The following is a 24671-nucleotide window of genomic DNA, read 5'->3' as shown; positions in this document are numbered from 1 at the left end:
CTCCGTTCGTCGGAGCGTGGATTGAAATATATAGCTATCAATGGCAGAATTGATATATTCAGTCGCTCCGTTCGTCGGAGCGTGGATTGAAATCTCAGACCGTTTTTATTACATAAAAATGAAATTGTCGCTCCGTTCGTCGGAGCGTGGATTGAAATTTAATATGTGGCTTGGTCGGTATGCTTTTGTACGTCGCTCCGTTCGTCGGAGCGTGGATTGAAATACCAGAAGCACCTGATGCAACATCTGGCCCAGCTGTCGCTCCGTTCGTCGGAGCGTGGATTGAAATACAGAATGGCGATCAGATGTGTATAGCTAGATATGTCGCTCCGTTCGTCGGAGCGTGGATTGAAATTTATTTGATTGCACCAAGCAAAGAATATTTGAAACGTCGCTCCGTTCGTCGGAGCGTGGATTGAAATAACAAAGTTCCGTTACTTAAAGTAATTGATTCCAGTCGCTCCGTTCGTCGGAGCGTGGATTGAAATACCGAGATTACGTCGTGGCAGGGTGTTGCGTCAACGTCGCTCCGTTCGTCGGAGCGTGGATTGAAATTAGTTTTTTGTTTGCGCTGGAGATTGATGATGAGGTCGCTCCGTTCGTCGGAGCGTGGATTGAAATTAAACAGTTGGAAACAGCACATATATTATTTGAGTCGCTCCGTTCGTCGGAGCGTGGATTGAAATTTAAATGGAGTATATTCGATAAATGCAGGAATGAGGTCGCTCCGTTCGTCGGAGCGTGGATTGAAATCGTTCAACAACACCAAGGCAGGCACAAAGGAAGGTCGCTCCGTTCGTCGGAGCGTGGATTGAAATAAAGGTACGTGTTCATTTTGACATAGTAGATAAAGTCGCTCCGTTCGTCGGAGCGTGGATTGAAATACAAGTAGTCGGATATAAAAACCTTGAAGAAATTAGTCGATCCGTTCGTCGGAGCATGGATTGAAATCCAAATATTCGGGAGGTAGATTATGGCAGCACGCCTTGCCATTCGGGAAAAGCAGTTAGAGACTTGGATTGCAAATATTAAGGACTGCAGGAACAGCGGTATGAAAACAAAGGGCTGGCTTGCTGAAAATAACATATCAAAAGATCAGTATTACTACTGGTTCAAGCAGCAGAGACTGGCAGTGTGCATGCAGTCCTCTGGTTTTCAACCAGAATTGCCTGTTAAATCGGAGAAAACACAGATAGTCAAATTGGAATGCACTGATTATCAGTTTACAATGTAAATTTATAGAATGATGATATATTAAGGGAGAAAGAGATATGAATGATAAGACAAATGCTTTAAAATCCGCCATCTACGGCCTCGCCGTAGGTGATGCGTTGGGCGTTCCATATGAATTTAAATTCAGGGGCGCATTTGAATGTACAGATATGATAGGCTACGGTACGCACAATCAGCCGGAGGGAACCTGGTCGGATGATACCAATATGGCGCTTGCCACTTGCGCCAGTATCAAAGCGTGTGGCAGAGTTGATGTGGATGACATCAGAGACAGATTCCGCAGATGGCTAAAAGAAGGAGTATATACACCGTTTGGAGAAGTATTTGACTGCGGCAATACGTGCGCTGCCGCGATCAGATCTGGAAGAGGTTGTGATGACGAAGGCATACCGGCTGAGTGGCTGTCGAAGATGAAGTCAATGGACATGATAGAACGAGAATTGTTTTCTCTGTCCAAATAATTACAATCCCGCCCCCCTGATGATATAGTATCATTGAAAAGCCTCATAAAAACAGATATAATGATAGACAACGGCCCATCACATCAAACAAAGAGTTGTGACGGGCTTTATCTTTAGAGGATAAAGGAGATACATAAAAATGGCAGATTTTAAATACGAAATAGTAGAGCACATAGGAGTGATCTCGGAAAGTGCAAAGGGATGGACTAAGGAACTTAATAAGATATCGTGGAATGGTGGCACACCAAAGTATGATATCAGAGAGTGGGCACCAGAGCATGAGAAGATGGGTAAGGGTGTGACACTTACAGAAGAGGAGGCGTCTAAATTAAAGGCGTTGCTGTAGAGACAGCACGAGAAAGGACTAGGTCAATGAAGATATTTGTTGATGCTGATGCGTGTCCGGTGATTGATATAGTTGAAGACATAGCAACAAAATACAACATCCCAGTAACGCTTCTATGCGATACGAACCATGTCCTCACATCTGATTACAGTGAGGTTATCGTGGTCGGTGCCGGGGCGGATGCCGTGGATTACAAGTTGATAAGCATTTGTCACAGGGGCGACATAGTGGTTACTCAGGACTATGGCGTGGCTGCAATGGCGCTTGGCAAAGGTGCGTATGCGATCCATCAGTCGGGCAAATGGTATACGGATGAGAATATCGATCAGATGCTTATGGAGAGACATTTGAATAAAAAGGCGAGAAGGGCATCGAGCAGGAATCATATCAAAGGGCCGAGGAAGAGGACAGAAGAGGATGACCAGAGATTTGCGGAGTCTTTTGAGAAGCTGCTGCGAAAGGCAAATAATCTGTAGATACATATGAAAGTGGAGGGGGATTCGAACTCTCACCACATATGAACTGGAAGAGGTCAGATTTTAATGGATGATAAAAATACAAACAGAACAATAGAATACTACAACAAATATGCTGACAGATATTCCGAGGTAACCAGAAATGCTGACATGTCGGATATTTACAAGCGCTTTGAGGAAAATCTCAAGCCGGGCTGCAGGATACTTGATCTTGGCTGCGGCAGTGGCCGTGACAGCAAATATTTTCTGGACAAGGGATATAAGGTTGTGTCTCTGGACGCGTCTGAGGCGATGTGCAGGAAAACTCAGGAGCTGACGGGAAAAGCGGCTGTACATATGCGCATTGAGGACATGAATTATGAGAATGAATTTGACGCTGTGTGGGCATGTGCTTCACTGCTCCATGTTGCCAAGAGCGATATGCACAAGATCCTTGAGAAGGCTATGAAGGCGCTCAGGGTCGGCGGGGTATTGTATGCTTCGTGGAAGTACGGCAAGAGTGAACGGACGCGGGATGATGGAAGGACATTTGCCAATTATACTGAGGCCCGGGTTTGCGATATGGTGGCGTTGGTTTCAGGCGCATCGCTTGAGGATGTATGGACGAGTCAGGATGTCAGGCTTGACAGGATAGGTCAGGGACATTTGTGGGTAAATGTTCTGGTGAAGAAGACCAGAGTTGTCATAACTGAGAAGGAATTTCTGAACATTTTCTGGAAGCAATACCAGATCATTGAGAAGGATGTCAGGATCAGTTCGGAGTATGTGGACATTCACAAGAGCAACTTCCCGACATTTTCAAGCAGATACATAAATATGTTTCTGAACATCTGCAGCAATATTGATTCTCTGATTGAGATATATTGCAAGATGGTAGAGGAGGACGATTACAGGAAGAAGTACAATATACATGACAGGCTTACTCCTGTGCTTAGGAAATTCCCGGCTATCAGGCTTGACGCAGTGAGGACGATAGACACATTTGAAGATATCGAGTTGAAGCCGTTCAGCGCATTTGTGGATGGCAGGATCGCGGATTGGTGGAATGACTATAACCTGGTAAAACATGCCAGAAGCGAGAAGAATGAGAAGACGGGAAAGTACAATTTCCAGAGCGCAAATCAGAAGAATGTGCTGACTGCCCTGGCTGCGTATTTTATCGTGTGCAACCGCATATACGAGGAGATATGCGAGATCTCGGCAACGCCGAAGAAGCTGCTCAAGTCGAAATTATTCCTGTACGTGAAGAATGGTGAGTAGATAAGGAAAGGTAATAGACCATGGTAAAACAGATAGTAAGAGATCAGATGTTTCTCAGCCAGAAGTCATCTCCGATGACGACTATGGATGCGGGGATCATAGCAGATATGCAGGACACATTAGCGGCAAATCAGGCGAGGTGCGTCGGCATGGCGGGCAACATGATCGGATATAAGAAGAGGATAATCATCGTCAGTATGGGATTTGCCAATGTTGTCATGCTGAATCCGGTACTCCTGTCAAAGTCGGGGGCTTACGAGACAGAGGAGGGATGTCTGTCTCTGGACGGCACGAGAAAGGTGACAAGGTATAGAGACATAGAAGTAGAGTTTCAGGATGCATCATTTGCAAAAAAGCGTATGAAGTTCAACGGATATATAGCCCAGATAGTGCTCCATGAGATGGATCACCTTGAGGGGCGAATAATTTAGGAGAGTTTATGGAATCAAAAGACGGAACATGGATTATGTATGGCGTTTCAGAGGATGATCCGGAGTGCCTGCACACGGTGGACGAACTTATCGGATATATAGAGGAAGTGGGATTCCTGCCTCTTTTCCGCAATGAGATACCTGGATTTTCGGTGGAAGAGCGAACCACGGAGAAGTATTGGTGGAGTGAAGACCCGCAGAGGGATCCTTGGGTGTGGCGTGAGATCATAGCCAGAAGAGGCGACATCGCATACGGCAAATTTTTCCACAATAAGGCGGGATTTATCTCAAAGAAATGGTTCCCGTATTTTGCAAATTATAGAAGAGCTGGATATGATTTCGATGCCAGATGGGATGATGAGCTTGCATCATTCAGGCAGAAGAAGATCATGGATCTGTTCATGGATGACCGGATAGACGAGGAGAGCGATGCGGAATTTGCGGCAGAAAAGCTGGATAGTATGTACAATACAGAACTTTTTTCATTCGATATAAAGAAGCTTGCCGGATTTGGCAAGGGCGGAGAGAAAGGCTTTGAGGGTACGATGACACAGCTCCAGATGCAGACCTATCTGTGTGCATGTGACTTCAGAAAACGGTTGAACAAGAAGGGCGCGGAATACGGCTGGAATGTGGCTGTGTATTCCATGCCGGAGAAGCTGTGGGGATATGACCATGTGACGTCCGCATATGGTGAGAGCCCTGAGGAATCGTGGAAGAGGATAGTGAAGCATATGGATGATATTTACCCGATAGCTACAGAGAAACAGATAAAGAAAGTCTTAAAGTAGAGACTTATGGTGTGCATTATTTCGAAAACTCACATCAAAAAAGGTTTACATCAAAAGTTTACATATAACATTACATATATATTTACATATGTGTTTACATATGTTATGTTTATATGCAAGTCAGGTTATAAAGAATAATATGATGCCTACTTGAAGAGGAGAAATGATGAACACTGTATATGATGTTATTATTGTGGGAACTGGCGCTGCAGGCTTGTTCTGTGCGTTGAATTTTCCAGAGACAAAAAAGGTCTGTATTATCACAAAAAGACGGGCTGATGAGTCCGACTCTTTTTTGGCCCAGGGCGGCATATGTATGCTGCGGGGTGAGGAAGACTACGAAGATTATTTTGAAGACACCATGAGAGCCGGTCATTATGAGAACAATAAAAAGACAGTCGATCTGATGATCAGATCATCGAATCTTGTTATCAGAGAATTGATAAGGCTTGGAGTTAGATTTGAGAGAGATGAGAGCGGAAAGCTTGCCTTCACCAAGGAGGGAGCTCACAGCCAGCCAAGAATATTGTTCCACGAGGACATTACCGGCAAAGAGATTACATCCACTTTGCTGGAGTGTGCAAAGAAAAAATCCAATATCGAGATATATGAGTATACGACTATGCTCGACATCATCTGCAATGACAATGCCTGTGGTGGAGTGGTTATAGCTGATGAGGCCAAGAACATAAGCATACTTAGATCCAACAATGTTGTATTGGCGTGTGGTGGAATCGGAGGTATATATAAGAACTCAACGAATTTTGCCCATATAACAGGTGATGCCATAGCAATTGCTTTAAAACATGGTGTAGAGGTAGAGAATCTGAATTATGTACAGATCCACCCGACAACATTGTTTAGCCGGAATAAGGGAAGAAGATTTTTGATATCTGAATCTGTGAGAGGCGAAGGCGCATGGCTTCTTAACAAGGCGGGAGAAAGGTTTACAGATGAACTGCAGCCTCGTGATGTAGTCAGCCATGCAATATGGAAACAGATGGAGAGAGATGGAACGGAGCATGTGTGGGAAGATCTGAGACCGCTTGGAAGAGATGTGATCTTGCAGCATTTTCCACATATATACAAGCAGTGCAAGGATGAGGGGTATGATGTGCTTGTTGAACCGATACCGGTTGTGCCGGCTCAGCATTACCACATGGGCGGAGTGAAGGCAGATCTTGCCGGAAGGACATCCATGGAAGGCTTGTACGCGGTAGGAGAAGCCGGATGTAATGGAGTGCATGGCAGAAACAGACTGGCAAGCAATTCGTTACTTGAGTCGCTTGTTTTTGCACAGAGAGCGGCAGATGATATCATGTTCAGCAGAGAACACAGAGGCTGTGGAGAAGACAACATAGATCTGTCTGAATATGAAGATATAGATGGTTTGTTTAGAGAATATAAGAATATAGTTTTGACAGAAACGGAAAGAAGAGGCTGAGAATGAATCAGATAACAATGAAATTGAATGCGGACAAGCTTATAATGATGGCTTTACAGGAGGATATCACAAGTGAGGATGTATCCACAAATGCGGTGATGCCAAAGGCACAGAAAGGAAAAGTAGACCTGATATGCAAGCAGGATGGAATCATTGCAGGACTTGATGTATATGCAAGAGTATTTACACTCTTAGATGACAGCACTGAGGTTGAGTTCTTCTGCAAAGATGGCGATGAGGTGAAGGCTGGCCAGCTTATGGGAATTGTGACTGGTGATATCAGGGTTCTTCTTTCTGGAGAGAGGGTTGCGCTTAATTACCTCCAGCGTATGAGTGGCATAGCTACATATACTCATGAGGTTGCAGAACTTCTTAAAGGAAGCAAGACTACTCTGCTGGATACCAGAAAGACCACGCCTAATTGCCGTATATTTGAGAAGTATGCAGTCAGAGTCGGCGGAGGCAGCAATCACAGATACAATTTGTCGGATGGAGTATTACTTAAGGATAATCATATAGGCGCTGCGGGAAGTATAACCAATGCAGTGAGAATGGCAAAGGAGTATGCACCATTTGTCCGCAAGATAGAGGTTGAAGTTGAGACACTGGATCAGGTAAAAGAGGCTGTTGAAGCGGGAGCCGATATCATTATGCTTGACAATATGACAACGGATCAGATGAGGGCTGCGATTGATTTGATCGATGGACGTGCGGAGACAGAATGTTCAGGCAATGTTACAAAAGAGAACATAGAGAGCCTGATATCATTGGGAGTGGATTATATATCAAGCGGTGCGCTTACACACAGCTCACCTATAATGGATATATCGATGAAAAATCTTCATGCGGAGGAATAAAGTGAAGGCAAAAGAGAGAAGGGAAAGGATACTTGACATTGTGAAGAATTCAGATGTCCCTGTTCCGGCAAATAAGCTTGCGTCAGAATTCGATGTCAGTAGACAGATAATAGTACAGGACATTGCAGTGATCAGGGCGGCTGATGATGGCATAATTGCAACTAACAGGGGTTATATATACAAGAATGAATCAAAATGTCAGAGAGAGTTTAAAGTAAAACACGGTTATGACAGGACTGAGGAAGAACTCACGATCATAGTTGATTATGGCGGTGTTGTAAAGAATGTAAGTATAAGTCATACGGTGTACAATCGTGTTACTGCAAAGATGAATATTGCTTCCAGATACGACGTGGCAAAATTTATGAAAAAATTGGCAAACAGCCAGTCGTCCCTGCTTGGAAATGCTACGAACGGATATCATTACCATCTGATAGAGGCTCCTAGTGAAGAGATCCTGGACACTATAGAGCAGAAACTCGAGGAGACAGGCTTTCTTGTTCCATGGCAGGAGTGGGAGAAATAATACAGAATGATTTGGAGAGAATAAAATGACGATAAAAGAGATACAGGAAGAGATAATCAGACTGAAGAAAGAGAAGGATTTCTGCATACTGGCACATGCTTATCAGGGACATGAGATTCTTGAAGTTGCAGATTATATGGGAGATTCATATGGACTTAGCGTGGAGGCGAGCAAGGATTCCCGCAAAAATATAATAATGTGCGGTGTGCGTTTTATGGCGGAGACATGTAAGATACTGTCCTCTGATAAGAAGGTGTATCTGCCTAATCCTGAAGCCGGATGTCCGATGGCTGAACAGATGAACCTTGAAACGCTGAATGAGATGAAGAAGAAGTATCCGGGATATGCGGTTGTCGCCTATATAAATACGACATCTGAATTGAAAACTGCCTGTGATGTATGTGTGACATCTTCATCAGCAGTGCAGATCTGCAGCAAGCTTGATAATGACAAGATTCTTTTTATTCCAGATCCGAATCTTGGAAACTATGTTCAAAAGCAGATGCCGGAAAAGGAATTTGTATTTTTTAACGGCGGATGTCCTAGACATCTTGCGGTTACCCTAGATGATGCTTTGAAGGCAAAAGAGTTACATCCACATGCGGAACTTCTTGTCCATCCTGAGTGCAGGCCGGATGTAGTTGCAGAGGCTGATTATGTAGGTTCAACCACAGGAATTATGGCATATGCCAGAAAGTCAGAGAAAAAAGAATTTATCATCGGTACAGAGCACAGTATTGTGGAGCATCTTCAGTATGAGTGCCCTGACAAAATGTTCTATCCAATTTCTTCAAAGCTGATGTGCCATAATATGAAACTTACTACCCTGGTTGACATATTGAATGTATTAAAGGGCACAGGTGGCGAAGAGATAGTCCTTTCTGATGAGGTGATGGAGGGAGCATCCCGCTGCATCGACAGAATGATCGCGCTTGGATAACGAGGTGTGGATGCCGAGAAACAGTATATAAAATACGGTTGCTTATTAGTTCATTAAGCGACCGTATTTTTTTGTACCTGTGTTATAATGTTATAAAAGTGTATAATATTATTTGCAAATTATGATCAGCCAGACTGGCTGGAGTATAGGAGGACATGATGGGTATTGTTGAATTAAAAAATGATAAGATCGCTATAAAGGTGAATACTCACGGCGCTGAGCTTGTGAGCCTGAAGAGTATCGAGACAGACAGAGAATACATGTGGTGCGGTGATGCTGAGTATTGGGGAAGAGTTTCTCCTGTGCTGTTTCCATTTGTGGGAAAGCTTGAAGGACAGCGTTACAGACATAACGGGGTGGTTTATGAGAATATACCTCAGCACGGATTTGCAAGGGACAGCGAGTTTGTAGTGGCTGGCCAGACTGGTGATACACTGCTGTTTGTGCTTGAGAAGAATGATACATGGCAGAAGAGCTATCCGTTTGATTTCAGTCTTTGTATAGGATACAGACTTGAAGGTTCATCTGTACATGTTATGTGGACCGTTGTGAATGAGGGAACTGACACGATTCATTTTTCTATCGGTGCTCATCCTGCATTTGCATGTGAGGGAGGCATCGGCGGTTATTCTCTGGATATGCACACAGGTAAGAACGAGATTGAATGTGGTCTTTTGACAGCAAATGGAGTTCTTGGAGATAGAACAGTTACGCACAGACTGACAGATGGAGTCTTAAAGCTGCGTGATGAGATGTTTGATGAGGATGCCCTGATCATGGATGGTAAGGGTATAAATACGATTACATTAAGGAACTCATCTGATGCGCCGGTTTTGCAGTTGAGATTTGATGTGCCGCAGATAGGCATATGGTCTCCTGCAAAGAAACATGCGCCATTTGTCTGCATAGAGCCTTGGTTTGGCAGGTGTGACCGCGAGGGATATGACGGAGATCTGGCGGACCGTGAGTATTCAAACAGTCTTGAGGCTGGCCATTCGTTCAGCAAGGAGTATGTCATCGACATACTATAATGGAAAACATATCATGTGTCAGATTAAGATATAGCAGAATATAATTTGTAAGCAGGGCGGGACATCCCATTGGTGGGATGTCCCGCCCTGTTTGTTATGTTTCATATACATTAATGTAGAATCTATGTAAAAGGTGCCTGACCCCATTGTTGTTCCTTTTTGTAGAGTGCTGAAAATACTACTTGACATATGATACTATGCGACGTATAGTATACTGCGTAAGGAGGTATAGCGATGGATATACAATTGAAGAGAGGGATGCTCGACGTGTGTGTGCTTGCGGCCATCAAGGACGAGGATTCCTATGGATATCAGATCATCAAAGATATGAAGCCGTATGTGACGATATCAGAGTCCACACTCTATCCTATCCTCAGAAGACTTGAGGCGGGAGCGCTGCTCACGGTTCATTCCGTGGAGCACAACGGAAGACTCAGAAAGTATTATCATATTACGGATGCCGGAAGAGCCAGGATAGAAGAGTTCAAGGAAGAGTGGAAGGAACTGGAATCCATATACAGATTTATTGTGAAGGAGGAAGTCAGAGATGAATAAACAGGAATATCTGGAGGCAATAAGAAGCAGGATCAGTGCGATGCCGGCTGATGATGTGAACAGGTTTATGGATTACTATAGCGAGATGATAGATGACCGCGTGGAGGACGGCCTTTCCGAGGAGGAGGCTGTGGCAGATATGGGATCACCTGATGCAGCAGTGGAGCAGATACTTGAAGATATGCCGCTTACGAAGCTTGTGAAGGAGAAGATCAAGCCAAAGCACGAGCTCAAGGCATGGGAGGTCGTACTCATAGTACTTGGTTCTCCGGTGTGGATTCCACTTCTTATTACGGCGTTGGTATTGCTGCTTACGTTGTGGATAGTTGCATTTGCACTTCTTATTTCATTCTACGCAGTTGTGCTCAGCTTTGTGGCAGCGGGAATAGGCGGACTGATATGTGCCATACCGCTGTTCATAGCCAACAGCCCATACACAGCAGTTCTCATGCTTGGAGCAGCACTCATTGGAATAGGTATAGCGATACTGTTTGTTGTATCCGTCAAACCTGTTACGGTTGGTATATTTAAGGTCTGCAAGGCCAGTGTGAATGGTATAAAGAGAATGTTTGTAAAGGAGAAATAGGCATGAGTAGAACAAAGAAAGCTGTTATAGCTGCATCGATCATGATCGTGGCTGGAATTATCACTGTGATCTCAGCACTTGTTGTAAATGGATTCAGATGGCCGAATGTGACAGTTAATCTGGCCCACATGACATCGGAGCCGGTGAACTACGTAAAGAAGACTGTTGATATAAAAGATAAATTCACTGCAATTGATGTAAAAAGCGCATCAGATGTGGATGTTGCCGTGAAGAAGGCGAGTGGAGATACAAGTTATGTGGAGTATTATGACTGCGGGAATCTGACACATCATGTAGATATATCAGATGGTGTGCTCAGGATAACCGCAGACGACAGCAGGAATGCAGCATTTAACATTTCCATTGGTGTGTATTCTGGAGCATGGCCATCCGTGACGGTGTATCTGGCTGGTACGGAGTACGATGATCTGAAGATTGTGACCAGCAGTGGTGACGTGGATATGGAATATTATCTGGCAATAGGTAATATCGATATAGAGGCCGCCAGCGGCGATGTGATCGTAAATGGTGCAAATGCAGATGCTCTGACGGTGGCGACCAGCAGTGGTGACATTAAGCTTGACAGTGTATCGTCAAAGGATACAAGAATATCAGCAAACAGTGGTGACGTCAGTCTTGGTGATGTGGTTATGGATAATATTGATCTGAAGACCTCCAGTGGCAATATCACATCTGGCAGTATAAAGGCAAAACGTATAAACGGTCGTGCGTCAAGTGGTGACGTAATGATTAGAGACTGTGATGCTTCTGAGATCAATGTCGTGACAACCAGTGGTGATGTATCGATCGGCATTGGCTCAGAAATGAAGTATGAATACAATACAAAGACATCCAGCGGTGATGTAAATGTACCGGACTCGGTTGAGGGAGCAGATGGAAAGTGCAATATCGAGACTAGTAGCGGAGATATTGATGTCACACAGTAAGTCGTAACTGAATACATTTGAAAATTGGTTCAAGGCAGGTCTTCTGAAATGGAATGACCTGCCTTGAGTTGTATTTAGGCTAAATTAAAGTTAATTAATGAAATAAAATGTCGGTAAAGGCCTCTGCTTATTGTGGATTCACGCTAAAAATGGTATCTTTAATATGTATATATATTTATACGGAAGAAAATATCAGGGAGAGTAAAGGATGAGTGCATTTGCATTGAGACTTGCAGTATTACCTTCGGTGTTACTGCTGTTATTTGTAGTCAGAAGAAATAAGAATAGCAGGGATCCAATGAGCCTGCTAGTATGGCTTGCGGTTCTGGGAGCTGTCAGCACGATACCGGCAGTAGTCGTGGAGCTGGTTGGGGGCGTATTGTTATACTACATGGGATTGGAATCCGGAACGGCGGTTTATGAGCTGGTCAACTGCTTCTTTATAGTGGCGATGATCGAGGAACTGGGCAAATTCCTTGGAATGTTAATACTTACATGGAAAAATAAGAACTTTGACCACAGCTATGACGGCGTTATATATGGCGTGTGCTCGTCGCTCGGATTTGCAACACTGGAGAATATCCTGTATGTATTCCAGGGTGGAATAGGACTCGGAATCCTGAGGGCTGTGACAGCAATCCCACTTCACTGCTCATGCGGCGTTATCATGGGATATTTCTACTCAAAGGCGAGAGAGAATGCGAACAAGGGCGAGGGTGCCGCAGGCAATATGCTGATAGCGTATTTTAGCACCATGGGAATACACGGACTGTATGATTTTGTGCTGTCGATTGATGACACCAGCGTGATCCTGTGCATACTGGTTCTGATCCTGTCGGTGGTTCTGATGTTCCTGCTCATATCCCATGCGGCAAAGAACGATCATATCATAGCGGTAAATCCTATATGGGTGAATCCGTATAATTTCAGATATATACCTATGCGTGGATACAATCAGCCAAATATGTACGGGCAGAACATGCAGTACAATCAGCCAAATATGTACGGGCAGAACATGCAGTACAATCAGTCAAATGTATATGGCCAGAGGCAGAACACCATACGGACAAATGCATACGGCCAGACGGGACAGTACAATAATCAGCAGAGTGGCTACGGCCAGCAGACCCGGTATGGTCAGCAGTATAATCCGCAGAGCAGATACAGTCAGCAGAGCGGTTACGGTCAGCGGCCGGGGCAGTACAATCAGCCGGGCAGCTATACTCAACAGCCAGGACAGTACAATCAGCCGTCAAGTGGCTACAGTCAGCCACAGCGGTACGATCAGCAGAATGGCTACAGCCAGCAGACCCAGTATGGCTGGCAGTCACAGCAGAATAATCAGTATAGCGGCTACGGTCAGCAGCCACATTACGGTCAGTCATCACAGTATGATCCGCAGAACACATACAGACAGTAATAAAATATTTATATAGAGGAGAACAGGCAAATGTTATTGATAAAGAATGGAAGAGTCGTTGATCCGGTCACCCATACAGACGAGGTCATGGATGTGCTCATCGACGGCAATCACATAGTTAAGACAGGATACGATCTGGAGGCAGAGGGTGCGGAGGTCATCGATGCAGATGGACTTGTAGTTGCACCGGGACTGGTAGACACACATGTACACTTCCGCGATCCGGGATTTACGTACAAGGAAGACATCGAGACAGGTGCCGCCGCCGCTGCAAGAGGAGGCTTCACGATGGTGGTATGTATGGCGAATACAAAGCCGGCGGTGGATAACCTTGAGACTCTCAAGTATATACAGGATAAAGGTGCAAAGACCGGAATACATGTAGTTCAGACAGCCACAGTCACAAAGGGCCTTGCTGGCAAGGAACTCGTGGACATGGACAGTCTTGCGGCTGCAGGTGCAGCAGGATTTACCGATGACGGAATCCCAATCATGGATGAGAAGCTTCTTCTTGAGGCTATGGAGAAGGCAAGGGATCTTGATCTTCCGGTGAGTCTTCATGAAGAGGATCCGCTGTTCATTGTACAGCCGGGAGTGAATCAAGGAAAAGTATCAGAAAAGCTTGGATACGGCGGTGCATCCCGCACAGCGGAGGATATTATGGTTGCAAGGGACTGCGTCCTTGCACTTCACACAGGTGCATCAGTGTGCATACAGCATATAAGCTCAGGCAATTCCGTGGATATAGTGAGAACTGCAAAGAAGCTTGGAGCGGACGTACATGCGGAGGCAACTCCACATCATTTCACCCTTATAGAGGATGCTGTGCTGAAGTACGGAACCATGGCGCGTATGAATCCTCCACTCAGAACTGAGAAAGACAGAAGACAGATCATAGAGGGAATACAGGATGGCACAATAGATATGATAGTGACGGATCACGCTCCGCACAGCAGTGAGGAGAAGGCGAGACCGTTTGACAAGGCGCCAAGTGGAATAACAGGGCTTGAGACATCTCTTGCCCTTGGAATATATTCCCTTGTACAGCCTGGATATATCTCACTCATGAAGCTCATGGAACTAATGAGCAGGAATCCTGCAGAATTTTACCGCATGGAACCGGGCAAGATAGCAGAGGGAGCTCCTGCGGATATAGTCATATTTGGCGAGAATGAGCAGTGGACAGTGAACAGCTTTGCGTCAAAGGCATCCAACAGTCCATTTGCCGGATGGACTCTCCCGGGAAGGGTTCACTATACAATCTGTGGTGGAAATATCGTGTATGACGCAGAAAAGTACGATGCTGAACATGATGTGTAAGATGCGGGCAGCAGGATATAAAATGTAAGATATGAGAAGATCATAACAGAGATGGGACATATAGATATGGACAAGATAAGACGACATTATACATTCAGAGGAAGAGTGCAGGGAGTTGGCTTCAGATACAGGGCGAGCTATGCTGCATCCATGTACGGAGTCACCGGCTGGGTGTGCAACAGATATGATGATTCTGTTGAGATGGAGGCTCAGGGGCTGCCTGAGGCTATAGACAAGGTGATAGCAGTTCTCAGAAATGACAGATATATATTTATAGAGGATATGGATGTCAGGGAGATACCTCTGGAGAATGACAGCGGATTTCATGTGAGATCAAGCTGGTAACGCGCGTAGATAAGGAGAGTGGACATATGGTAAAGATAGATTTGATAACGGGCTTTCTGGGCTCAGGCAAGACGACATTTATTAAGAAGTATGTGAGCTACCTTGTTGGCAAAGGATATAATGTCGGAATCCTTGAAAATGATTATGGTGCAGTCAACGTGGACATGATGCTTCTTCAGGATGTGATGGGCGAGAACTGTCATGCTGAAATGGTGGCAGGTGGCTGCGGCGAGGACTGTCACAAGAGAAGGTTCAAGACAAAGCTCATAGCGATGGGGATGAGCGGCTATGACAGAGTCATTGTTGAGCCTTCCGGAATATTTGATGTGGATGAATTCTTTGACGTCCTCCACGAGGAGCCACTAGACAGATGGTATGAGGTTGGATGCATCATTTCCATAGTCGATGCCGGACTTGACCGGGACATGAGCAGACAGTCCAGATATGTGCTTGCGTCTGAGGTTGCGAACTGTGGAACTCTGGTGATGAGCAAGGTTCAGGATGCATCGGAGGATGAGAAGAGGAGCACAATAGAATATATCAATGAAGTGCTCACCGAATTTCAGTGTAAGCGTCAGTTCGGCGATGATGTTCTGGAGAAGAACTGGGATGATTTCACGGATGATGACTTTGAAGGTTTTATGTCAACCGGATACAAATTAAACGACTATGTAAAATTATGGTTCAAACAAAGTGATGTGTTTAACTCGGTATATATCATGAATAAGGTCATGCCTCAGGAGCGGCTTGAGACGATAGTCAGGGATATATTTGAGGATAAGGAATGCGGAGATGTCTTTAGAATCAAGGGTTTTCTCCCTGTAAATGACACCGGATGGATAGAGCTCAACGCCACGGTAAAAAAGACCGAGGTGAGACCTATAGAGAACGGGCAGGAGATCATAATTGTGATCGGTTCGAATTTGGTGGAGGACAAAATAAAACGGTACTTTGAGTAAAGAGGCTGATGGACAGGAGCGGATTTTCATGACAGACAGGGCTAAGAAATTGAACAGAGAAGAGAAGCTTCAACTTCAGGCTGAAAAGCTGAAAGAACAGGCACAGATAGATCTTGAGGGGTACGTTATGTGTCGTTCTGCACTCAGGGCGACCAGAACGGATCTTCATGAGGAGTCGGAACGGTATGACAGACTTAGGGAAGAATATGAAGAGCTGAAGAACAGACGCGCACCGTACAAGGTGCTGTTCTATAAACGCAGAAGAATCAGAAAGTGTAAAAAGCACATAAAGGAGCTGGGAAGGGCAAAGAAACGTCTGCGCAAACAGATGAAGGAACATCGTGAGGGTGTCAGACGAAGAACTGTTACCAACACATTTGCATTTGTTGCAGCGCTTGCGATGTTCGCCATGATGGCGTGGAGGATATGGCAGCTCGCACAGGGTGTGTACTATATGGCATTTTACAGAAATGGTGAGGCCCTTGAGATAACGGCTGTTGCTGTGCTCAGGCAGCTCCTGCTTGTGGCGTGCATCGTATATGGCCTAGTGGTTGTATGGCAGTCATTGCAGGTGTGGGGCATGAAGCGGGAAGGCTGGAATAGTGTAATAAGAATTAAGGTGAAACAGAAGGCCTACTGGATTATGATGATAGGCGTACCGCTTCAGATAGTCAGCCATGGAGATATGCTGACGAATGCCATGATGCTTATAACCATAATAAGTCAGATGGTCATGGCGGCACTTTTGTCGACGGTCCAGTCGAGAAGGATACTTGTGAAGATATTTGCATGGTGCTATGTCGGGGGAATCTGTGTGATATGGCTGTATGGCGGAGTGTACTGCAGAAACTTCGAGATATCGGGAAATGATTCCGGAACCAGCACCTATGCGGTTGACAACAAGTCGAATTTCTCGCAGATATGGGAGATGTCGACTGAACCGGAATTCTATCATATGGGTATGTATGCCCAGAACAGGGATACCGATTATGGCATGATGATCATTCCGGGACTTGCGTATGCTGATACGATAGGCAGTGAGTCGAGGGAGATAGAGAACTGCACGTCCATGACGCCACAGGGGCTGGCGGTGACGAAGAAGTATACATTTGTCAGTGCATATTGCAAGACGAAGAAACACAAATCTGTGATATTTGTTCTTGATACACAGACCGGGCAATATATTAAAACACTGGTTCTCAAGGACACGACACATGCCGGAGGACTTGCGTATGATACGAAGAATAATGTGCTGTGGGTTTCCTCGTATATGATCGATGAGGATGAGGACAGGAGCAGGAAGGCATCCATATCATGTCTTACGCTGGACTCCATAGAGAAATACGATGTGGCTCAGGGAAAGCCGATAAAATACAGGAACACATGTAGCGTCATGTTCCCTGCAACGTCATTTATCACGATATATGACGGACATATATATGCGGGCTACTGGCGAAAGGATAAGAACAGCTACAGCATGGCAGCCAGCTACGAGATCGTAAATGGCGGCACCGCCATATCCTCGGAGGAGGACGAGGCTTTCTATATACCAGGAAGGGTGCAGGGGCTTCAGGTGTATAAAAATGAGATAATATTCTCTATATCATATGGTATAGATGAATCCAGGATAGAGGTATACGATACAGATATAGGTAAGCTGTCCAGTGTGAATTACGGCACAGAGACACCGAGACAGGTGGTTAAGCTCCCGCAGAAGCTGGAGCAGATATATTCGTATAATGGCAAATTATACTGCCTGTTCGAGTCTGCAAGTTTTGCCTACAGGCTGACAGCACCGGTGTGTATGGACAGGATCGTGGGGCTTGATGAGATGGCACTTGTAGAGTAGCTCAAAGTGGTTCAAGGTGAAAAAATGGAGGGTTTGGGATGAACGAACAGAATTTTAACAATGGAATGAATGGAGGCCCGGGGATGCCCCCGCCACCACCGCAAGGGTATATGAACATGAATGGAGGCCCGGGGATGCCCCCGCCGCCACCTCAGGGTTATATGAACATGAATGCCAGACCGCCGCAGAGGAGAAATCCTGCGGTGTCTCCGAACAGATTCAGGATGTTTGGTATTCCGGTACTGGTATATGCGATCATATGTGCGGCATGTCTGTACAGCAACTGGTCGAGTATATTGTCGGCTGTGCTTTCGATAGTATCAATAGTGTTTATCAGTACATGCATGGTACGATATGAGAAGAACATCGGTGCAGACCGTGAGGCCATGACCACTGGAGCTGCGTTGTCGAAACAGAGTATACTGATCCCATATTATATTCTTGTGTTCATGATGTCGGTTGCCCTGAGTCTCACAGACGAGGGATATATCATATTTGGATGTAATGTGGGAATAATCGTTACAGAGATGTATGCGGTTATGACATACTTCAATGACACTGAAAAGCAGGGGATATTCAAGGGAATATTCTCATTTTTCGAGATGTTCTTTGGTTCGATAGGGTATGTAAACATGCCATTTGCCGACAGAAAGGCGGAGCGTGAGATAACCGGCAAAAAGAGAAATTCCAAGCTGATGTACATACTTCTTGGATGTGTGATAGCACTTCCGATACTGGTGATCGTGCTCAATCTGCTGTCTTCGGCAGATCCTGTGTTTGCAAAGGTCATAAAGGACATATTTGGCAAACTGTTCTTCTCGTGGGATATAGTGAAGATAGTTCTGTTTGCCGCTGTGATATTCCTGTTTGTATATGGATTTATTGTCAAGGCGGGCCGCAGAGATCTTGGTGCAAATGCTCCGAAGGAGGGGCAGTACAATGCAGTGACAGGTATAACTATAACGATAGTGCTCACAGCGTTCTATCTGATATTTGCCGTTGTTCAGATAGTGTATCTGTTCATGAACAGCGCAGGACTTCCGGACGATATGACATACGCAGAGTATGCAAGACAGGGCTTCTTCCAGCTGCTCTTTGTAGCGGTTGTAAATGTGTGTATGGTGCTGATATTTAGTGCTATATTCAGAAAGAGTCTGGTGCTCAACGTGTCACTGCTCATGATGTGCATATGTACATATATAATGATTGCCTCATCAGCTGTGAGGCTGTCCATGTACATTGCGGAATATGATCTGACATACCTCAGAATAAATACCATATGGGCGCTGATAGTCACGTCTATAGTGATGCTCGGTGTTATCATAAGCCTGTTCTGGAGAAATATGCCGCTGTTCAGATACATATTTATGACGGTTCTTGTGATGTTCACGCTGTATGCATTTATCAGACCTGGCGCAGTGATAACGAGGTACAATATCAGTCAGGCACACGATGGCAAGAAAGTGGATCTTGAGTATGTGATGGATATAGGTAATGACGGAGTTCCATATTTGATCGATTATTTCAGGACCAAAGACATTACGCCCGAAATGGTCATGGAGGAAGTGATGTCGAAATATAGCGAGGACACCTACTACTGGAGAAACGACACGGTGGGAGAGAGGCTTGAGAAGATGCTTGAGGAGAATGACGACAAGGGCTATATCAGAAGCTTTAACTTATCCAGATACAGAGCTTCAAAAGCTATAGAGAATTATATAAAGTAGTGCAATATAGAATTATAGATCACAATGAAGAAAGCCCCCTGCTTTCGGTTATTTACACCGGAGGCAGGGGGCTTTTAGCTGCATTAAATATTAGTCGTCCTCTTCAGGAACGTAATGTCTTGATGTGTAATACTCAAATATATCCTCGGATTTGTCGTATGGCAGGAACTGGGATCTCTCCCTTACAACCCACTCATCTCCATTGTGGAGAATCTCGCCGAATACATAGCAGTTATTGTGCTTTGCATCCTCACATGCCTTGAAGATGGCATCCTCACGAACATAGACCTTCTCGGTGTGCTTGCATTTGATCAGTGCAAATACGTTGTCCACCTCGGCCAGGCACTGCTTGTGAAGGTTACCGTTGTAGATGTAGAGGAAGAGGATGATCCTTCCAACGTTCTCACCTCTGTCAAGGTAGATACGCATCTCCTCATCGATTCCTTCCTTCTCACCGGTCCTGTCATCGCCCTTCAGAACAACAGAATCGCTTCTGCTGTACTTGTGGCCCCAGAATACCAGCTCAGGGTCGGAACCATCGATGTGTTCAACAATAGCTGCAAGATTGAGGTCATATGTGTCCTCGGATGTAGCACTCATGATATTGTCTATGGCAATCTTAATCTTTTTCTTGAGGTCGACCTTCTTGGCATCCCAGCCAATGCCGACCGTAAGTTTATTATCACCTTTTACAACATATTCGTTCATACAAAAACCCCCTTAGATTACAAGAAGAATAATAATGTGTCTATGAAGAATGTTGGTACAAGAATAGCAACTGACCATACGAGGTAGCCTACAAATGAAGGCATCTTGATACCATTTTCTTCGGCTATTGAACGTACCATAAAGTTAGGTGCGTTTCCTATATAAGTGTTGGCTCCCATGAATACGGCACCGCAGGAGATAGCCATCAGCATGACCTGAGGAACTACACCCATAGCAGTGCTTATACCCTCTGTAAATCCACTTGAAGCAGCGGTGGTAAAGAATACAAGGTAGGTAGGTGTATTGTCAAGGAAACTTGATAAAAGTCCTGTCATCCAGAAGAACTGTGCCGGATGTGTAAGTCCGAGCTCAGAACCACGTGCCTTGAGAATCAGGAGTGCAGGGATCATAGTGATGAATATACCTATGAACAGTATAGCAACCTCCTGTATAGCATCCCATGTAAAGTTGTTGGCCTTACGGACTTTCTTGCTCGTTGTCTTGAATGAGAGGAAAGCCGCTGCGAGCATGATCACGATCTCGATGATAGCAGCCCATGAGAGCGTTACGCCCTCACAGAAATTGATACCCTTTGCAAATGCAGGAAACTTCATAGGAAGAACACCGCTGAGGATAACTGCGCCTACGATCATTACAAGGAATATAATGTTGTGAGCGCCCTTAAGTCTGATTGGCTTTTTGGTATCCGCATCGAATACCGGCTTCTGTCTGCCGTCTGCGATATCCTTCTTGTACGCTCTTGTGTCGAGAAAGAAGAATACAGTCAGCAGGATGATGAGATTAACAACCATGACCTTTGCAAGTCTGAGACTCCAGAAGAAGTCAACACCATTCATGAATCCCATCAGAAGTGGAGGATCACCGACAGGGGTGAGACAGCCACCGATATTTGAAACGAGGAAGATGAAGAATACAATGATCTGAACCTTTCTTCGTCTCCATTTATTTGCCTTTATGATAGGTCTGATCATCAGCATACTTGCACCGGTAGTACCGATCCAGCTTGACAGCAGAGTACCTATCAGTAGAAGCAGAACATTGAGCTTAGGTGTTCCCACCAGGTCGCCTTCAAGAGATATATTGCCTGCCACACAGAACAGGGCAAAAAGCAATACAATGAAGGTGAGATAGTCACCGATCATTACCTCGAGCAATTGTTCGCCCATCGTACCAAAGCCATGGAATATGGCAAATGGAATTAAAAATAAAAGAGACCAGCCTGCAACAGCCCACTGTTTGTGTTTTTCCCACCACTCACCGGCGATAAGGGGCATAACAGCTATGCACAGAAGCATACACACAAATGGTATACACCATGTAAGTGGAAGCGTAGCACCGAGTGTTTCAGTACCGGATTCGCTGTCTGCCGCCAGGGCACTTGCCTGTGACAGTCCAAGAACTGAGATGACTGTGCCGAGACCTAGAAATAACCTGTTTTTCATCGTTTTTGCCTCCTATTAATTATAATTGAAAAACCTTATCTATGCTAACAAAAATATGGTAAAAATTCAACGAAAAAAATCGAAACTTAACCATTTATTTTCCAGAACAAAAAAATAATAAGTATAGCCCAAAAGATGGATATGTGATAGAATGAAAAAGATTGAAAATTGCAATACTATGGCCTTAGGGCAGAACAGAGGTAATTGATATATTATGGAACATCAATGGTCAAAGGCATACAAACCAAAGAGAAAACTTTACGTGCTGAGGTCCAGAGAGTCAGAGGGATTTGACGATTTTTGTCAGGAGAATGGCTATGACTGGTACAAGTGCTTTAGTAACATATACAGGCCGCTGGCAAACAGGGCTTTGTTTTATATGCCTGAGAAGATGATGGACGCCGGATATTCGCGTCTGTGTGGAGGAGTGGAGATAGGATACAGTGATATGGAGGTGGTTCCTCAGAACTGTGTGAGCATCACGGTTCCGGGATTCGACGTTGTGGATATAAAGGGATTTGATATATCTCTGATAGAGGATATACCGAGACTCATGACCATGGCGTATTCATATGCCAAGTTGTATATAGAGACGGAGAAGCTGCACATTGTTTCTAACCACAAGCTTCCATATATATGTTACATGGAGAGCGCAGACAGTCTGTGCGTGGAGATTCCGGTATGGTCCAAGAAGACCAAGACGGAGGAGATGCTGACTCTTGACAACATGAGTAAGAGAGATCTCTATGAGATAGCATACAGGGAGCCTGCCACCGGACATTACAACTGGACATGGCTCAAGGAGAAGCTTGAGCAGTGTGAATATATAGGACTGGATCAGTTTATATTTGCCAGATTCGACATAAAGGGCTTCAGGCTCATCAACAACGTTATGGGCCGTGAGGTGGCGAAGGATCTGTTCAGATATATATGTGACGCTATGACCAAGCAGGACTGGATATTGTACTCTGCAAAGTGTGAGAGTGACGATTTTGCCATGATTATAAAGTATATGCCGGAGGATGAGATAATGAACCGGCTATATACATTCTTTGAGGAGATAGGACAGCTTCCGTCGAACAGGAAGTATAAGATATTCTATAGCTGTGGTATCGTATTCTATGATGAATTCGAGAAACTCAACATGTCAATGCGCGTTGAGGACATGGCGCAGATGGCACACCTCCAGTGTATCAAGACCAATGTAAATGAGATAAAGATATACACATCGGAGATGAAGAAGGAATACATCATGGCACAGCAGTACAAGCTGGAGCTCCCGGATGCCATAGAGAATGAGGATCTCATGGTATATCTTCAGCCGAAGTACAATCCACAGAACGACACCCTGACCGGTGCTGAGGCTCTGATAAGATGGTTCTACAAGGGCGGAGATATTCTCTCGCCGAAGTATTTTGTGCCGCAGTTTGAGACTGACGGAACTATAGACATCATAGACAGATATGTGCTGAGACAGGTGTGCAAGAAGTTCAAGGAGTGGAAGGAGCTTGGCTACCCGCTCTACCCGATATCCTGTAACCTCTCGAGACACCAGATATCGAGACCGGATCTTATATATATACTGTGTGATATAGTCGATGAATACGGAGTGGATCACTCGCTTATAGACTTTGAGATAACTGAGAGTGCAGATTTCGCTGACGTGCAGTATCTGATAAAGGTGCTCAAGGATCTGAAGGCTGAGGGCTTCAAGATATCCATGGACGATTTTGGAACAGGATACTCCAGTATGGCACTTCTTAAGGATATGCCGCTGGATATAATCAAGATAGACAAGAGCTTTATTGACGGAATAGCCACCGGCGAGCCGAACAACAAGGACATGCTCATGACACAGGATATCCTTGCCATGTCAAGGCATCTGGGAATCAGAAGTCTTGCGGAGGGTGTTGAGACATTTGAGCAGAAGGAATACCTGAGAGAGTGGGGATGCCACTACATTCAGGGTTATTACTACAGCAAGCCTATACCTATCACGGGATATGAATATCTTCTCAAGAAGATAATGCTGGGACAGAGCTAGCCGGATAATGATGCTATATAGCGACATATAGAGAATATACAGAAGAGTATAAGAAGGATTGATATATGAATGTATCGATCCTCTTTTTCTATTTATATTGGACCTTAACAGGATGTAATCCCAATAATGTAATGTATATAATTTACAGGTCTTGTATATATAATCAACAACCTACTAAAAAAATAATTAAGAATCATTCCCAATAGGGGTTGACTTTGATCAAAAAATAGATATAATAAGATATAGTTGATAAATAAACATCAACAAAGAAGACAGAATATATTTTAACGATCAATGATGGATATTGATTAGATTATTTAAAAGAGAAAAGGAGAATTAAGTTATGGCAAAGTTTGTATGTACAGTATGCGGTTATATCTATGAGGGAGAGCAGGCACCAGCAGAGTGTCCTATCTGTCACGCAGGAGCAGATAAGTTCAAGAAGGTAGAGGGAGAGCTCACACTTGCAGCAGAGCATGAGTTTGGTGTATATGCTGAGACAGTTAAGAACAATCCAGAGATCAGCGATGAGGACAAGAAGTATATCTACGAGCAGCTCAAGGCTAACTTCGAGGGAGAGTGCTCAGAGGTTGGAATGTATCTCTGCATGGCTCGTGTAGCACATCGCGAGGGCTATCCTGAGATCGGTCTCTACTGGGAGAAGGCAGCGTACGAGGAGGCTGAGCATGCAGCTAAGTTCGCAGAGATGCTTGGATCAGACCTTGAGCAGAACATGACAGCTTCAACAGAGAAGAATCTTGCATGGAGAGTTGACTGCGAGTTCGGTGCAACAGCAGGAAAGGTAGATCTTGCAAAGTGCGCTAAGAAGAACAATCTGGATGCGATCCATGATTCAGTTCATGAGATGGCAAGAGACGAGGCAAGACACGGCAAGGCTCTCAAGGGACTTCTTGACAGATACTTCGGTAAGTAAGAAGAAGGTAAAGATTAT

25 protein-coding genes and 1 CRISPR repeat array (1 of these 26 cut by a window edge) are annotated in these 24671 nt (G+C 44.7%); of the genes, 23 read left to right on the top strand and 2 right to left on the bottom strand.

The features are described from left to right. Nucleotides 1-951: a CRISPR direct-repeat array (repeat unit 32 nt; unit sequence GTCGCTCCGTTCGTCGGAGCGTGGATTGAAAT) (it extends 5816 nt beyond the left edge of the window). 22 nt (nucleotides 952-973) lie between these two features. The 21 genes from DW159_RS04830 (at nucleotide 974) to DW159_RS04730 (ending at nucleotide 19504) form a co-directional block, all read left to right on the top strand. Next, nucleotides 974-1234, top strand: coding sequence for a hypothetical protein (locus tag DW159_RS04830; protein ID WP_117549118.1), 261 nt, complete (start codon nucleotides 974-976; stop codon nucleotides 1232-1234). Nucleotides 1235-1271: 37 nt separating this feature from the next. Beyond that, on the top strand, nucleotides 1272-1694 hold the full coding sequence (locus tag DW159_RS04825) for an ADP-ribosylglycohydrolase family protein (protein WP_117549117.1): 423 nt from the start codon (nucleotides 1272-1274) through the stop codon (nucleotides 1692-1694). A gap of 139 nt (nucleotides 1695-1833) precedes the next feature. Next, on the top strand, nucleotides 1834-2040 hold the full coding sequence (locus DW159_RS04820; RefSeq protein WP_117549116.1) for a YdbC family protein: 207 nt from the start codon (nucleotides 1834-1836) through the stop codon (nucleotides 2038-2040). Nucleotides 2041-2066: 26 nt separating this feature from the next. Beyond that, the gene (locus DW159_RS04815; protein ID WP_117549115.1) at nucleotides 2067-2516 is read left to right on the top strand and encodes a YaiI/YqxD family protein; all 450 of its coding nucleotides are present in this window, start codon (nucleotides 2067-2069) and stop codon (nucleotides 2514-2516) included. A 66-nt stretch (nucleotides 2517-2582) separates the two neighbouring features. After that, entirely contained in the window at nucleotides 2583-3776 is a 1194-nt protein-coding gene (locus tag DW159_RS04810; protein ID WP_117549114.1) for a class I SAM-dependent methyltransferase, read from the top strand. Nucleotides 3777-3796: 20 nt separating this feature from the next. Beyond that, entirely contained in the window at nucleotides 3797-4207 is a 411-nt protein-coding gene (locus DW159_RS04805; protein WP_015534796.1) for a peptide deformylase, read from the top strand. An 8-nt stretch (nucleotides 4208-4215) separates the two neighbouring features. Then, entirely contained in the window at nucleotides 4216-4998 is a 783-nt protein-coding gene (locus DW159_RS04800) for an AlkZ-related protein (RefSeq protein WP_117549113.1), read from the top strand. A 163-nt stretch (nucleotides 4999-5161) separates the two neighbouring features. Then, the gene (locus DW159_RS04795; protein ID WP_117549112.1) at nucleotides 5162-6442 is read left to right on the top strand and encodes an L-aspartate oxidase; all 1281 of its coding nucleotides are present in this window, start codon (nucleotides 5162-5164) and stop codon (nucleotides 6440-6442) included. Nucleotides 6443-6444: 2 nt separating this feature from the next. Next, a complete protein-coding gene (gene nadC / locus DW159_RS04790) occupies nucleotides 6445-7299 on the top strand; it encodes a carboxylating nicotinate-nucleotide diphosphorylase (protein WP_117549111.1) in 855 nt (284 codons plus the stop codon). A 1-nt stretch (nucleotide 7300) separates the two neighbouring features. Then, nucleotides 7301-7825 carry a transcription repressor NadR gene (locus DW159_RS04785; RefSeq protein WP_117549110.1) on the top strand — a complete coding sequence of 175 codons (525 nt, stop codon included), beginning with the start codon at nucleotides 7301-7303 and terminating at the stop codon, nucleotides 7823-7825. A 25-nt stretch (nucleotides 7826-7850) separates the two neighbouring features. After that, nucleotides 7851-8765, top strand: coding sequence for a quinolinate synthase NadA (nadA, locus tag DW159_RS04780; protein ID WP_117549109.1), 915 nt, complete (start codon nucleotides 7851-7853; stop codon nucleotides 8763-8765). Between the two features lie 158 nt (nucleotides 8766-8923). Beyond that, nucleotides 8924-9796, top strand: coding sequence for an aldose 1-epimerase family protein (locus DW159_RS04775; RefSeq protein ID WP_117549108.1), 873 nt, complete (start codon nucleotides 8924-8926; stop codon nucleotides 9794-9796). 234 nt (nucleotides 9797-10030) lie between these two features. Continuing rightward, the gene (locus tag DW159_RS04770; RefSeq protein ID WP_117549107.1) at nucleotides 10031-10351 is read left to right on the top strand and encodes a PadR family transcriptional regulator; all 321 of its coding nucleotides are present in this window, start codon (nucleotides 10031-10033) and stop codon (nucleotides 10349-10351) included. Continuing rightward, complete coding sequence (locus tag DW159_RS04765) at nucleotides 10344-10937, top strand: DUF1700 domain-containing protein (protein WP_117549106.1); 594 nt, start codon at nucleotides 10344-10346, stop codon at nucleotides 10935-10937. The genes DW159_RS04770 and DW159_RS04765 overlap by 8 nt, the downstream gene beginning before the upstream one ends. A 2-nt stretch (nucleotides 10938-10939) precedes the next feature. After that, nucleotides 10940-11884, top strand: a complete 945-nt coding sequence (locus DW159_RS04760; protein WP_117549105.1) for a DUF4097 family beta strand repeat-containing protein — start codon at nucleotides 10940-10942, stop codon at nucleotides 11882-11884. Nucleotides 11885-12092: 208 nt separating this feature from the next. Further along, nucleotides 12093-13304 (top strand): PrsW family intramembrane metalloprotease, encoded by a 1212-nt coding sequence (locus DW159_RS04755; RefSeq protein WP_117549104.1) that lies wholly within the window; start codon nucleotides 12093-12095, stop codon nucleotides 13302-13304. A 30-nt stretch (nucleotides 13305-13334) separates the two neighbouring features. Beyond that, nucleotides 13335-14624, top strand: coding sequence for a dihydroorotase (locus DW159_RS04750; protein ID WP_117549103.1), 1290 nt, complete (start codon nucleotides 13335-13337; stop codon nucleotides 14622-14624). A gap of 51 nt (nucleotides 14625-14675) precedes the next feature. Beyond that, nucleotides 14676-14969 carry an acylphosphatase gene (locus DW159_RS04745; RefSeq protein ID WP_015534784.1) on the top strand — a complete coding sequence of 98 codons (294 nt, stop codon included), beginning with the start codon at nucleotides 14676-14678 and terminating at the stop codon, nucleotides 14967-14969. 26 nt (nucleotides 14970-14995) lie between these two features. Next, nucleotides 14996-15928, top strand: coding sequence for a GTP-binding protein (locus tag DW159_RS04740; protein WP_117549102.1), 933 nt, complete (start codon nucleotides 14996-14998; stop codon nucleotides 15926-15928). 28 nt (nucleotides 15929-15956) lie between these two features. Next, the gene (locus tag DW159_RS04735; RefSeq protein WP_117549101.1) at nucleotides 15957-17777 is read left to right on the top strand and encodes a hypothetical protein; all 1821 of its coding nucleotides are present in this window, start codon (nucleotides 15957-15959) and stop codon (nucleotides 17775-17777) included. A 38-nt stretch (nucleotides 17778-17815) separates the two neighbouring features. Continuing rightward, nucleotides 17816-19504 (top strand): DUF4153 domain-containing protein, encoded by a 1689-nt coding sequence (locus DW159_RS04730; protein ID WP_117549100.1) that lies wholly within the window; start codon nucleotides 17816-17818, stop codon nucleotides 19502-19504. Nucleotides 19505-19594: 90 nt separating this feature from the next. On the opposite strand, the gene DW159_RS04725 is transcribed toward DW159_RS04730, so the two are convergent. Both DW159_RS04725 and DW159_RS04720 read right to left on the bottom strand, forming a co-directional pair. Then, nucleotides 19595-20212: a TerD family protein gene (locus DW159_RS04725; RefSeq protein ID WP_117549099.1), complete on the bottom strand. Its 618-nt coding sequence runs from the start codon at nucleotides 20210-20212 to the stop codon at nucleotides 19595-19597. A 17-nt stretch (nucleotides 20213-20229) separates the two neighbouring features. Next, a complete protein-coding gene (locus DW159_RS04720; RefSeq protein ID WP_117549098.1) occupies nucleotides 20230-21675 on the bottom strand; it encodes a sodium:proton antiporter in 1446 nt (481 codons plus the stop codon). 214 nt (nucleotides 21676-21889) lie between these two features. On the opposite strand from DW159_RS04720, the gene DW159_RS04715 reads away from it, so the two are divergent. Continuing rightward, nucleotides 21890-23719 (top strand): GGDEF domain-containing phosphodiesterase, encoded by a 1830-nt coding sequence (locus DW159_RS04715; protein WP_117549097.1) that lies wholly within the window; start codon nucleotides 21890-21892, stop codon nucleotides 23717-23719. A 343-nt stretch (nucleotides 23720-24062) separates the two neighbouring features. Further along, entirely contained in the window at nucleotides 24063-24653 is a 591-nt protein-coding gene (locus DW159_RS04710; protein WP_055224152.1) for an NADH peroxidase, read from the top strand. Nucleotides 24654-24671: the final 18 nt, after the last annotated feature.

The sequence above is a fragment of the Coprococcus sp. AM14-16 genome (genome assembly GCF_003434675.1).
GTDB lineage: Bacteria > Bacillota > Clostridia > Lachnospirales > Lachnospiraceae > Coprococcus > Coprococcus aceti.
The sequence above is the reverse complement of the archived record's forward strand: the minus strand, read 5'-3'. Positions and strand labels throughout refer to the sequence as shown.

Coding starts and splice junctions, on each gene's coding strand:
- DW159_RS04830 (WP_117549118.1), top strand. CDS start 974: ATGGCAGCACGCCTTGCCATTCGGGAAAAGCAGTTAGAGACTTGGATT.
- DW159_RS04825 (WP_117549117.1), top strand. CDS start 1,272: ATGAATGATAAGACAAATGCTTTAAAATCCGCCATCTACGGCCTCGCC.
- DW159_RS04820 (WP_117549116.1), top strand. CDS start 1,834: ATGGCAGATTTTAAATACGAAATAGTAGAGCACATAGGAGTGATCTCG.
- DW159_RS04815 (WP_117549115.1), top strand. CDS start 2,067: ATGAAGATATTTGTTGATGCTGATGCGTGTCCGGTGATTGATATAGTT.
- DW159_RS04810 (WP_117549114.1), top strand. CDS start 2,583: ATGGATGATAAAAATACAAACAGAACAATAGAATACTACAACAAATAT.
- DW159_RS04805 (WP_015534796.1), top strand. CDS start 3,797: ATGGTAAAACAGATAGTAAGAGATCAGATGTTTCTCAGCCAGAAGTCA.
- DW159_RS04800 (WP_117549113.1), top strand. CDS start 4,216: ATGGAATCAAAAGACGGAACATGGATTATGTATGGCGTTTCAGAGGAT.
- DW159_RS04795 (WP_117549112.1), top strand. CDS start 5,162: ATGATGAACACTGTATATGATGTTATTATTGTGGGAACTGGCGCTGCA.
- nadC (WP_117549111.1), top strand. CDS start 6,445: ATGAATCAGATAACAATGAAATTGAATGCGGACAAGCTTATAATGATG.
- nadA (WP_117549109.1), top strand. CDS start 7,851: ATGACGATAAAAGAGATACAGGAAGAGATAATCAGACTGAAGAAAGAG.
- DW159_RS04775 (WP_117549108.1), top strand. CDS start 8,924: ATGGGTATTGTTGAATTAAAAAATGATAAGATCGCTATAAAGGTGAAT.
- DW159_RS04770 (WP_117549107.1), top strand. CDS start 10,031: ATGGATATACAATTGAAGAGAGGGATGCTCGACGTGTGTGTGCTTGCG.
- DW159_RS04765 (WP_117549106.1), top strand. CDS start 10,344: ATGAATAAACAGGAATATCTGGAGGCAATAAGAAGCAGGATCAGTGCG.
- DW159_RS04760 (WP_117549105.1), top strand. CDS start 10,940: ATGAGTAGAACAAAGAAAGCTGTTATAGCTGCATCGATCATGATCGTG.
- DW159_RS04755 (WP_117549104.1), top strand. CDS start 12,093: ATGAGTGCATTTGCATTGAGACTTGCAGTATTACCTTCGGTGTTACTG.
- DW159_RS04750 (WP_117549103.1), top strand. CDS start 13,335: ATGTTATTGATAAAGAATGGAAGAGTCGTTGATCCGGTCACCCATACA.
- DW159_RS04745 (WP_015534784.1), top strand. CDS start 14,676: ATGGGACATATAGATATGGACAAGATAAGACGACATTATACATTCAGA.
- DW159_RS04740 (WP_117549102.1), top strand. CDS start 14,996: ATGGTAAAGATAGATTTGATAACGGGCTTTCTGGGCTCAGGCAAGACG.
- DW159_RS04735 (WP_117549101.1), top strand. CDS start 15,957: ATGACAGACAGGGCTAAGAAATTGAACAGAGAAGAGAAGCTTCAACTT.
- DW159_RS04730 (WP_117549100.1), top strand. CDS start 17,816: ATGAACGAACAGAATTTTAACAATGGAATGAATGGAGGCCCGGGGATG.
- DW159_RS04725 (WP_117549099.1), bottom strand. CDS start 20,212: ATGAACGAATATGTTGTAAAAGGTGATAATAAACTTACGGTCGGCATT.
- DW159_RS04720 (WP_117549098.1), bottom strand. CDS start 21,675: ATGAAAAACAGGTTATTTCTAGGTCTCGGCACAGTCATCTCAGTTCTT.
- DW159_RS04715 (WP_117549097.1), top strand. CDS start 21,890: ATGGAACATCAATGGTCAAAGGCATACAAACCAAAGAGAAAACTTTAC.
- DW159_RS04710 (WP_055224152.1), top strand. CDS start 24,063: ATGGCAAAGTTTGTATGTACAGTATGCGGTTATATCTATGAGGGAGAG.